This window comes from Arthrobacter sp. 05L421 (assembly GCF_056397785.1).
Genome location: NZ_JBFTOC010000012.1, coordinates 143,826 through 153,969, shown reverse-complemented (window position 1 = coordinate 153,969; position 10,144 = coordinate 143,826). Strand labels below are relative to the sequence as shown.

Below are 10,144 nucleotides of genomic sequence, written 5' to 3'. Positions count from 1 at the left end.
TCCTCGAACACCACGAACGGGGCGTTCCCGCCGAGTTCCATCGAGGTCCGCAGCACGGTCTCGGAGGCATCCGAGAGCAGCCGGCGGCCGACCTCGGTGGAACCGGTGAAGGACAGCTTCCGCAGCCGGGAGTCCTTGATCAGCGGCCCCGTCGTGGCACCGGCGGTGGAGGTCGGGATGACGTTCAGGACACCGGCGGGCAGCCCGGCCTCGACCATCACGGCCGCGAACAGCTGCGAGGTCAGCGGGGTCAGGTTCGCGGACTTGAGCACCATGGTGCAGCCGGCGGCCACGGCCGGGGCGATCTTGCGGGTCGCCATCGCGAGGGGGAAGTTCCACGGGGTGATCAGCAGGCACGGGCCCACCGGCTTCTTGGTCACCAGCAGCCGGGACTTCCCGTCCGGGGAGACCGAGTACCGGCCGAACGCGCGGACGGCTTCCTCGGAGAACCAGCGCAGGAACTCCGCACCGTACGTGACCTCGCCGCGGGCCTCGGCCAGCGGCTTGCCCATCTCCAGTGTCATCAGCAACGCGAAGTCCTCCGCGCGGGCCGTGACCATCTCGAAGGCGCGGCGGAGGATCTCGCCGCGTTCCCGGGGCGGGACCTTCGCCCAGGACTCCTGCGCGGCGGCGGCCGCGTCCAGGGCCGCCTTGCCGTCCTCGGGACCGGCGTCGGCAATGCTGAGCAGGACCTTCCCGGTGGCGGGGTCCTCGACGTCGAAGGTCTTCCCGGACGCGGCCGGACGCCACTCGCCGTTGATCAGCAGGCCAGTCGGCACGGACGCCAGCAGGGCGCTCTCCCGCTCGGCGGAAACAATAGGCTGGGCAGTTACAGTCACAATGACTCCCTCGTCAGCAATTCGGTTGGCCCTAGTTTCTTGGCACTAGTTTGTTTGAATTAGTTTTTGATGTCGGCGCACGTTCCCGCAGGCAGTCCCGGGCGTCTGGATTACTGCCACGGTACTGCTGCGCTCACGGGCAAGTCTATGCATGGGCGCACTACCCGATCCAGAATATGCTGTGCAGCTGCACAACCTCCGTGCCACCTGTGGGGGTTGGGTCCAACTGGGCCGCCGCGGCTTACAGGCGCCCGCAGCACAGCGCGTTTGTCACCGCGCGGCGAGGACCGCGGCATAGAGTTCGCGCTTGCTGACTTTCGCGTCATCGGCCACTGCGGACACGGCCTCCTTCAATCGGATGCCTTGGGCGATCAGCCCGTTGACGGCAGCCACGTGATCCTCGGGACGGCCTGGCTCGCGCTCGGGAGCGCCGCCCACTACCACCGCGATTTCGCCGCGCACCTCGTTGGTCTCGGCCCATTCGAGCAGCTCGCGCAGGGTGCCGCGGATGACCTCTTCGTAGGTCTTGGTAAGTTCCCGGCACACCGCGGCCCGGCGGTCGGCGCCGAAGCTTTCGCGCAGCGCCCGCAGCATGGGTTCGAGCCGGTGCGGCGCCTCGAAAAACACCATGGTGCGCCGCTCGGCGTCGAGCTCTGTAAGCCGCGAGGAGCGTTCACCCGCCTTGCGGGGCAGGAATCCCTCAAAGCAAAAGCGGTCCGTCGGGAGGCCGGAGAGGGCCAGTGCGGTCAGCACGGCGGACGGTCCCGGCGCCGCGGTGACGGTGAGGCCGGCCGCTACGGCGCCTTCAACCAGCCGGAACCCCGGGTCCGAGACGGAGGGCATGCCGGCGTCGGTCACCATGACCAGGGTTTTGCCGGACCGGACCTGGTCCAGCAGGTCGGCAGTCTTGGCCGCCTCATTGTGCTCGTGATAGCTGATGATCCGGCCGGCCACGGTGATGCCAAGGTTCTGCACGAGGCGGTGCAGCCTCCGGGTGTCCTCCGCGGCGACGATGTCCGCCGTCGTGAGCAGCTCCACGAGCCGCGCCGAGGCATCTCCGGCGTTTCCGATCGGCGTCGCCGCGAGGACGATCCTGCCGGGTCCGCCAGCGGCGGGAACACCAGTGGCAGGAACGACGTCGACGGCCACGTCTTCGGGAGGAGGATCGAGGGGAGGAATAGGGGAAGTGCTGGGTTCGTGGTCCACAGGACCAGCCTACTGCGGCCGGGGCGCAGCCCAGCGAGCACAGCTGCGAAAGGTAGCATGGGCAACGTGACCCAGACCCCTACGCGGCCGCCCGAGGCTGGCCCCGCATCGCCGACAACCGGCCGGAGCAGCGCCAACGGCAGAACAGGCGGCAGAGCCGGCGCCCGCTTCCACACCGGCCGCAATCTGGAGGGACACCGCTGGATCGGCCGCCCCGCCGAGGCCACCACCCCGGAGGCCCTCAGGGAACGCCTGATCGGCGGCATCCAGAGCTGGCGGGACTACCCGGCGTCGCTTCGGCTCTGGTACTGGCTCATTCCGGTTCTTACGGCCGCGTTGGGCGGCGTCCTGAGGTTCGTCCGGCTGGACACGCCCCGCAACCTGGTCTTTGACGAAACCTACTACGTCAAGGACGCGTATTCATTCCTGGTCAGCGGGTACGAGCGCAGCTGGCCTGACCGGGCGAACGACGCCTTCATCGCCGGCAATCCCGGCGTGCTCCTGAACACGCCGGAGTATGTGGTCCACCCGCCGGTCGGCAAATGGATGATCGCCGCGGGCATGTGGCTGTTCGGGGCGGACAATCCCTTCGGCTGGCGGTTCGGAGCTGCCCTGACGGGGACGCTGTCCATCCTCCTGCTGGCCCTGATCGCGCAAAAACTCTTCCGCTCCCTGACCCTGGGCGCTGTTGCCGGCGTCCTGCTCGCTGTGGACGGCCACCACATCGTCATGTCCCGGACCTCGCTGCTGGACATCTTCCTCATGTTCTGGATCCTCGCAGCGTTCGGCGCCCTGCTGATGGACCGCGACGACGGCCGGCGGCGGCTGGCAGCCCGGCTCGGCCGGCAGGCTGCAGCCTCTGCAACGGGGCGCCCCTCGGCTCTTCAGCTCACTTCCGGCCCCTGGCTCGGCATCCGGTGGTGGCGCCTCGCCGCGGGAGTCTGCCTGGGCCTGGCCGTCGGCACGAAATGGTCCGGCCTGTTCTTTCTTGCCGGATTCGGCCTGCTGACCGTCTTCTGGGATCTCAGCGCGCGCCGCATAGCCGGCGTGCATGCCTGGATCAGCGGAGGCATCCTCAAGGACGGCGTCCCGGCCTTCCTCAGCATCGTTCCGGTGGCCGCCGTGGTCTACGGCGCCACGTGGACCGGCTGGTTCCGGTCCAGCGACGCCTACTTCAGGCACTGGGCCGAGACCAACCCTTCGGCAGAGTGGGGCTGGCTGCCGAGCGCCGTACGGTCCCTTGCGCATTACCACCTTGAGGCCTACAAGTTCCATCAGGGCCTGAGCTCGGACCACCCGTACGAGGCCAGCGCCTGGAGCTGGCTGGTCATGGGCCGGCCCACATCCTTCTTCTACGAATCCCCCAAGCCGGGCAGCCCGGGCTGCGATTTCGGCAACTGCACCACCGCCATCCTCTCCGTGGGCAACCCGCTGATCTGGTGGAGCGCGGCCGTGAGCCTGGGCGTCCTGCTGTTCTGGTGGGCCGGCCGCCGCGACTGGCGCGCCGGCGCGGTCCTGGCTGGTGTGGCAGCGGGATATCTGCCCTGGTTCCTCTACCCGGAGCGGACCACCTTCTTCTTCTACGCCGTCTCCTTTGAACCGTTCCTGGTGCTGGCGCTCGTCTATTGCCTGGGCCTGGTGCTCGGCCAGCGCAGCGACCCCCTGTGGCGCCGGCGGTCCGGGTTCTGCCTGGTGGCGCTGTTCGTGGTGGCGGCCGTGCTCGTGTCCGCGTTCTTCTACCCCGTCTGGACCGCCGAGGTGATCCCCTACCAGGAGTGGCGCATCCGGATGTGGATGCCGTCCTGGATCTAGGGCAGGATTGACGGGGAAAGTCCGCCGCACTCCGGCGGACCAGGAATGGAGACTCGGCTGTGAGAGAAGCAAGCACCGGACTGCTCGTGGAGCTGGACCCGGAGTCCAACGTGACGGACCTGCTCCTGGAGCAGCACGCGAAGGACCCCGTGCACGCCCTCTACTCCCGCAAGGGCCCCGGCGGCTGGACCGATGTCACCGTCCAACACTTCCTGGAGCAGGTCACTGCCCTGGCCAAAGGCCTGATTGCCGGCGGACTCACTCCGGGTGAAACCGTTGCTGTCATGTCCGCCACCCGGTATGAGTGGACGGTGGTGGACTTCGCCATCTGGTTCGCCGGCGGCGTCACCGTCCCGATCTATGAGACCTCCTCCGCGGCCCAGGTCGAGTGGATCCTCCACGACTCGGGAGCCCGGCGGGTGTTCGTCGAGGATGAGGCCAAGGCCGCCGTGGTCCGGGGCGTCCTGGACGCCTCCACGGTCCTCGGTGACCGGCTTGTCGCCGTCGTGCGGATGGAGCACGACGGCGCGGCACCGAACTTGACGAGCCTGGCCGCGGCCGGCACCGGGGTGACCGACGCCGAGCTCGAACGCCACCGGAGCGCTGCGTCCCTGGCAGACGTGGCGTCCCTGGTCTACACCTCTGGCACCACCGGCAAGCCCAAGGGCTGCGAGATCACGCACGCCAACTTTGCCCTGGTCGCGAAAAACATCGCCCTCTTCCTGCCCGAGCTGCTCCTGCAGCCGCGCTCCCGGACGCTGATGTTCCTGCCCCTGGCGCACGTTTTGGCCCGGGCAGTGCAGGTCATCTGCCTCAGCTCCGGCACCACCGTCGGCCACACCGCAAACGCGAAGGAGCTCCTGGACGACCTGGCCAGCTTCAAGCCCACCTTCCTGCTGGTGGTCCCCCGGATCTTCGAAAAGGTCTATGCCGGGGCCGCGCAACAGGCTGCCGCCGCGGGCAAGGAGCGCATCTTCACGGCTGCGGCGGCGGCCGCGGTCCGCTACTCCACGGCCCTGGACGCCGCCTCCCGGGGCAACGGCACGGGACCCGGGATCTTCCTGCGTGCCAGGCACGCAGTCTTCGACCGGCTGCTGTACCCCCGGCTCCGGCAGGCCTTCGGCGGCCAGCTGCGGTACACGGTCTCCGGCGCCAGCCCGCTGAGCTCCAACGACGCCCATTTCTTCCGCGGCGCGGGCATCCCCGTCCTTGAAGGCTACGGCCTGACGGAAACCACGGCGCCGTGTACGGCCAACACCCCTGCCCGGACCAAGGTGGGCACAGTCGGCATCCCGGTGCCGGGCACCACGGTCCGGGTGGCCGACGACGGCGAGATCCTGGTCAAGGGCATCGGCGTCTTCAAGGGCTACCACGCCAACGAGGCCGCCAATGCGGAGGCGTTCGTGGACGGTTTCTTCCGGACCGGAGATCTCGGCTCCCTGGACGAGGACGGCTTCCTGACCATCACGGGCCGGAAGAAGGACCTGCTAGTCACGGCAGGCGGCAAAAATGTCGCCCCGGGACCGCTCGAGGAGAAGATCCGCGAGCACCAGCTGGTGGAACAGGCCGTGGTCATCGGCGACGGCCGGCCGTTCGTCTCGGCCTTGGTCAACCTCGACCCGGAAGGGCTGCGCAACTGGTGCGCCGCCCGGAATGTGCCCGTCATGGCTCCGGCCGAAGCCGCCGCCAACGAGAGCGTCCGGGCCTCGATCCAGAACGCCGTCGATGAGGCGAACCTCCTGGTCTCCAAGGCTGAGGCGATCCGCAGCTTCGTCATCCTGAACGCCGACTTCACCGTGGAGTCAGGGCACCTGACGCCCTCGCTCAAGCTCAAGCGGGCCGCCGTCGTGCGGGATTACGCGGAGCACATCAACCGCATCTACGGTTAGGCAGCAGGCCCTTTCAGACGGTGTACCGGGTGCGCGCCGGGCCCTCCGCCTCGGTGCCGGTACTGCCGGCCGTCGCATCCGCCGCAGCGGCAATTTCGGTGGCGTCAGGGTCGGCGTCAGCAATGGCGCCCTTGGCTGAGCCCGCCTTCTTGCCAAGGCCGCGGCGCCGGCGCGTGGGCCAGGTCAGGATCAGGGTGAGAACGGAAGCCAGCAGGACGAGGGCACCGATGACAATACCGGCATCCATCCAGAACTGGCCCGGGAAGAGCCTGATCAGGGTGTCCTGGAGCGTAAATGTCCAGGTCCCGTTGGCGAAGAAAATGTGGTGGAAATCGGTGAAGAACTGCTCCCAGCCGAGCACCGCGAGCGTCCCGAGACCGATAATGATCGCGAGTGTGACGATCGAGCCGGCGAACAGGCCGCGGCGGACTCCCCCGTTGTGCTTTCGCTTCAGGTAGATCACAGCCACCAGGCCCAGCAGGATCAGCAGCGTGCCGGCACCGAACGTGGACAAGATGACAGCCTTGACGTCGGCCATGTGGCTGACTTCGCCGACCTTGAACAGCCGCTCGCCGCTTTGGTCCACAAGATCGCCGAGGTAGCGCGGGCCCGACCAGTTACTGAGGTAGTCCACCGCGTAGGAGCCGTAGGTCATCCGGTCATCGGTGCTGAAGCCGTAACCGTCGCCGGGGAAGCCTGGACGGTTGTATTCCACCCAGAGGAACAGGGGGCTGGTCACGGCACGGACGGCGAGCACCAGCAGGATGATCGGGTAGAACACGGCGAGCAGCACCTGCATCACCCGGGGCAGGACGGGCTTGGCATTGGCCGCCTGCTCGCGTTCGGCATTCCGGCGTTCGGCATTCCGGCGTTCGACGTCGTCCTCCGGGGATCCCGGCAGGGCAGAGAGCTGCACCGTCTCGTCAAAGCCGGAGTCCTGGCGTGCCCCGGACTTGTCAGCCTGCGTCTGGAGGACGGCGGCTTCGGCCGCCTTCCGGTCAGCACGGCTCCCGGGCTGACGGGTCGCGGACGCTGTTACGGCGGCCGCCGCAGCGGCTGCGGCGGCCTCTTCCTTCTCGGCTGCGGGCTTGTCGGCAGGGGTGGCTGCTGCCGAGCCGGCGGCGGACGCTGCGGGCTTGGCGGCGGCGGGCTTGGCGGCCGCGGCGCCGTCGTCCTTCGTGGCTGCGGGCTTGGCGGCCGCGGCGCCGTCGTCCTTCGTGGCTGCGGGCTTGTCGGCAGAGCCCGCGGTGGTCTTGGCGGTGGAGGCCGGCTTCATCCAGTCGAACGCCGGCTCGTCCGTGTCGTCCGAGGGATCCAGATGCGGATCCGGCCGGTCGGGAGGGGTAGGACTTTTGTCTGTCACGTGGAGCTTCGCTTCCGTAGGCTTCTGTGCTGCCCGGCCTGCGCCCGGCTGCGCAACTTATCTGGCTCCGAGCCTACCGTCAGAGGATTGGGCTCGGCGGGGTGCCACCCCGTCAGTTGGCGTATTGGGCCCAAGGGATGTTCCAGTCCCCGAAGCCGTCATCGAAGTTGGCGTACTCCCCCTCGGTGTTCACTACCTGGACGACGTCGCCGGTGGTCATGTTGTCGAAGACCCACTTGGCGCCGTCCGGGCCCAGACCGATGCAGCCGTGGGAGAGGTTCGCCTTGCCGACGAATGGCATTGCGGAGTCCGTGGCCTGGTGGATGAACTCCCCGCTGGGCGTCAGACGCGTGGCGTAGTTCACGTCGAGCTGGCCGTAGTAGGCCGGGTCCCCCGGTTTGAGCCCGATCGTGGAGGCGTCCATGTGCTCCACGCGGTGCTTCTCCATGAACACGAGGAAACCCCGGGCAGAGGGGAACCGGGTGTCACCCATGGTTGCGGGCCACTTCCCCGCCGGCTTGTCGTTGATGCTGACCGAGAAGGTATGGGCCTTGGCGTCGGCAACGGCCACCTTCTTGTCTCCGATGTGGACAGTCACTTTCTTATTGAAGTTGCCGACCTGCCCGTTGCCCAGTTCGACGCCGAACATCTTCATGTCCATGGTGATGGTGCTGTTCGCGGCCCAGAAGGCCTGCGGCCGGTACCTGACGGTGTTCTTGTTGAACCAGTGGAAAGCACCCACCTGGCCGGACGTGGAGGTGATCTTGATGGCCTTTTCAACGGCGTCCCGGTTCAGGACCGGCTCGCTGAAGGTGATCTGCAGGGGCTGGGCCACGCCCATCTTCATCCCGTCCAGGGGGTAAATGGCGGCGTCGGCCTCGTTGGCAGTCGAAACGGTGGTGAATGATCGTGTGCTGTGGGTCTGGCGTCCGGCGGCGTCCAGCACGGAGTACGTGAAGTTGTACCGGGTGTTGAACGCCAGGTCGCCGGAGGAAGTCCAGGCGGATGCGTCCGCGCCCAGTGTGCCGTCGACCGTGTCGCCGGCATCGCTCGTGAGCGCCACCCGGTCAATGCGCCCGTTCTTGACCTTGAGGGATACCGGCGCCGCAGGGTTGACCTGGACGGCGCCGTCGGCGGGCGTGAGCGCGAGCTCCGCGGGGGCCACCACCGGGACGGCGAGTCCCGGCGTCGTCCGGGCCGGGGATCCCGCCTCGGAGGAAATGGCGGACTGGGCCAGCCCCGGAGCCGCCGCGGCGAAGGCCCCGCCGCCGGCTGCCAGGGCGCAGACCATCCCCAGCAAGGCAATCTTGCGGCGGGTACTCCAGGTTTTCAGGGCCATCACAGGGCCCGGGCGTTTCCACACGTCATCCTGCCAGCATAATTGAGTTACCTTGGAACCCCGGACCGTTTCGACCACGATCCGGTTACAAAAGTGCCCCCAAAACGGTCACGACAAAGGGCCCCGGACGAGAGTCCGGGGCCCTTCGGGACACTTCCTAGTAGCGGTAATGACCGGGCTTGTAAGGGCCGGCCACGTCGACGTCCAGGTACTCGGCCTGCTCCTTGGACAGCTCAGTCAGCTCCACGTCGAGGGCGCCCAGGTGCAGTCGGGCGACCTTCTCGTCCAGGATCTTCGGCAGGACGTAGACCTGCTTCTCGTATTCACGCTCGCCCTCGGGCTGGCCGGCCTTCGTGAACAGTTCGATCTGGGCGATCGTCTGGTTGGCGAAGGAGTTGCTCATGACGAAGGAGGGGTGTCCGGTGGCGTTGCCGAGGTTCAGCAGGCGGCCTTCGGACAGCACGATGATGGAGCGGCTGCCCGTTCCCGTGGCCGGGTCGGCTTCGAAGACCCACTCGTGGACCTGGGGCTTGATCTCGACCTTCTTGATGCCGGGGACCTTCGCCAGGCCCGCCATGTCGATCTCGTTGTCGAAGTGGCCGATGTTGCCCACGATTGCCTTGTCGCGCATCCCGGCCATGTGCTTGGCCATGATGACATCCTTGTTGCCGGTGGTGGTGATGAAGATGTGGCCTTCGCCAAGGACGGATTCCAGCTTGGCCACCTGGTAGCCGTCCATCGCTGCCTGGAGCGCGCAGATCGGATCGATTTCCGTGACAATCACGCGCGAGCCCTGGCCGCGGAAGGCCTCTGCGGCTCCCTTGCCGACGTCGCCGTAACCGCAGACGACGGCGACCTTGCCGCCCATCAGGACGTCGGTGGCACGGTTGATGCCGTCCGGCAGGGAGTGGCGGATGCCGTATTTGTTGTCGAACTTGCTCTTAGTGACGGAGTCGTTGACGTTGATGGCCGGGAAGAGCAGCTTGCCCTGCTCCGCCAGCTGGTACAGGCGGTGCACGCCGGTGGTGGTCTCCTCGGTGACGCCGAGCAGGAGGGAGCCGATGCGGGTCCACTTCTGCGGGTCGGCCTGAAGCGAGGCGCGCAGCACGTCGAGGAACACCCGGCCTTCCTCGGATTCGTCCTCGGTAGCGGCGGGCACAGCACCGGCGGCCTCGAATTCGACACCCTTGTGCACCAGCATGGTGGCGTCGCCGCCGTCGTCCAGGATCATGTTCGGACCAAGCTCAGGGTTGGCGTCGGCGCCCGGCCAGGTGAGGATCTGCTGGGCAGTCCACCAGTATTCCTCCAGCGTCTCGCCCTTCCAGGCGAAGACGGGGACGCCTTGGGGGTTCTCGGCGGTGCCTGTGCCGACCACAACGGCGGCGGCGGCTTCGTCCTGGGTGGAGAAAATATTGCAGGATGCCCAGCGGACTTCCGCGCCGAGGGCGGTAAGGGTCTCGATCAGCACCGCGGTCTGGACCGTCATGTGCAGGGATCCGGCGATCCGGGCGCCCTTGAGCGGCTGGCTGGCGCCGAATTCCTCGCGCAGGGACATGAGTCCGGGCATCTCGTGCTCGGCGAGGCGGATCTGATGGCGGCCCGCCTCGGCCAGGGAAATGTCCGCAATCTTGTAATCGAAAGTCATGTGAATCCTTTGTTGTGGCCGGTTGCTTGTCTGGAGCTGGGTATCCAGGTA

7 protein-coding genes are annotated in these 10,144 nt (G+C 67.5%); 2 read left to right on the top strand and 5 right to left on the bottom strand.

Annotation, left to right across the window (positions count from 1 at the left end; genetic code table 11):
- Both AC1DKQ_RS15025 and rsmI read right to left on the bottom strand, forming a co-directional pair.
- On the bottom strand, window positions 1–839 hold an 839-nt coding region (locus AC1DKQ_RS15025), incomplete at its 3' end, for an aldehyde dehydrogenase family protein (protein WP_476919440.1).
- 270 nt (window positions 840–1,109) lie between these two features.
- Window positions 1,110–2,045 (bottom strand): 16S rRNA (cytidine(1402)-2'-O)-methyltransferase, encoded by a 936-nt coding sequence (rsmI, locus tag AC1DKQ_RS15020; RefSeq protein WP_476883712.1) that lies wholly within the window; start codon window positions 2,043–2,045, stop codon window positions 1,110–1,112.
- A 57-nt stretch (window positions 2,046–2,102) separates the two neighbouring features.
- Between rsmI and AC1DKQ_RS15015 the strand changes: the two genes are divergently transcribed.
- Window positions 2,103–3,857 carry a dolichyl-phosphate-mannose--protein mannosyltransferase gene (locus tag AC1DKQ_RS15015; protein WP_476919439.1) on the top strand — a complete coding sequence of 585 codons (1,755 nt, stop codon included), beginning with the start codon at window positions 2,103–2,105 and terminating at the stop codon, window positions 3,855–3,857.
- Window positions 3,858–3,916: 59 nt separating this feature from the next.
- Window positions 3,917–5,746, top strand: a complete 1,830-nt coding sequence (locus AC1DKQ_RS15010; RefSeq protein ID WP_476919438.1) for an AMP-dependent synthetase/ligase — start codon at window positions 3,917–3,919, stop codon at window positions 5,744–5,746.
- Between the two features lie 13 nt (window positions 5,747–5,759).
- On the opposite strand, the gene AC1DKQ_RS15005 is transcribed toward AC1DKQ_RS15010, so the two are convergent.
- From AC1DKQ_RS15005 to ahcY, 3 genes are all read right to left on the bottom strand, one after another.
- Entirely contained in the window at window positions 5,760–7,109 is a 1,350-nt protein-coding gene (locus AC1DKQ_RS15005; RefSeq protein WP_476919437.1) for a TIGR01906 family membrane protein, read from the bottom strand.
- Window positions 7,110–7,221: 112 nt separating this feature from the next.
- Complete coding sequence (locus AC1DKQ_RS15000; protein WP_476919436.1) at window positions 7,222–8,448, bottom strand: L,D-transpeptidase; 1,227 nt, start codon at window positions 8,446–8,448, stop codon at window positions 7,222–7,224.
- 157 nt (window positions 8,449–8,605) lie between these two features.
- On the bottom strand, window positions 8,606–10,093 hold the full coding sequence (gene ahcY, locus AC1DKQ_RS14995; RefSeq protein WP_476919435.1) for an adenosylhomocysteinase: 1,488 nt from the start codon (window positions 10,091–10,093) through the stop codon (window positions 8,606–8,608).
- Window positions 10,094–10,144 lie beyond the last annotated feature (51 nt).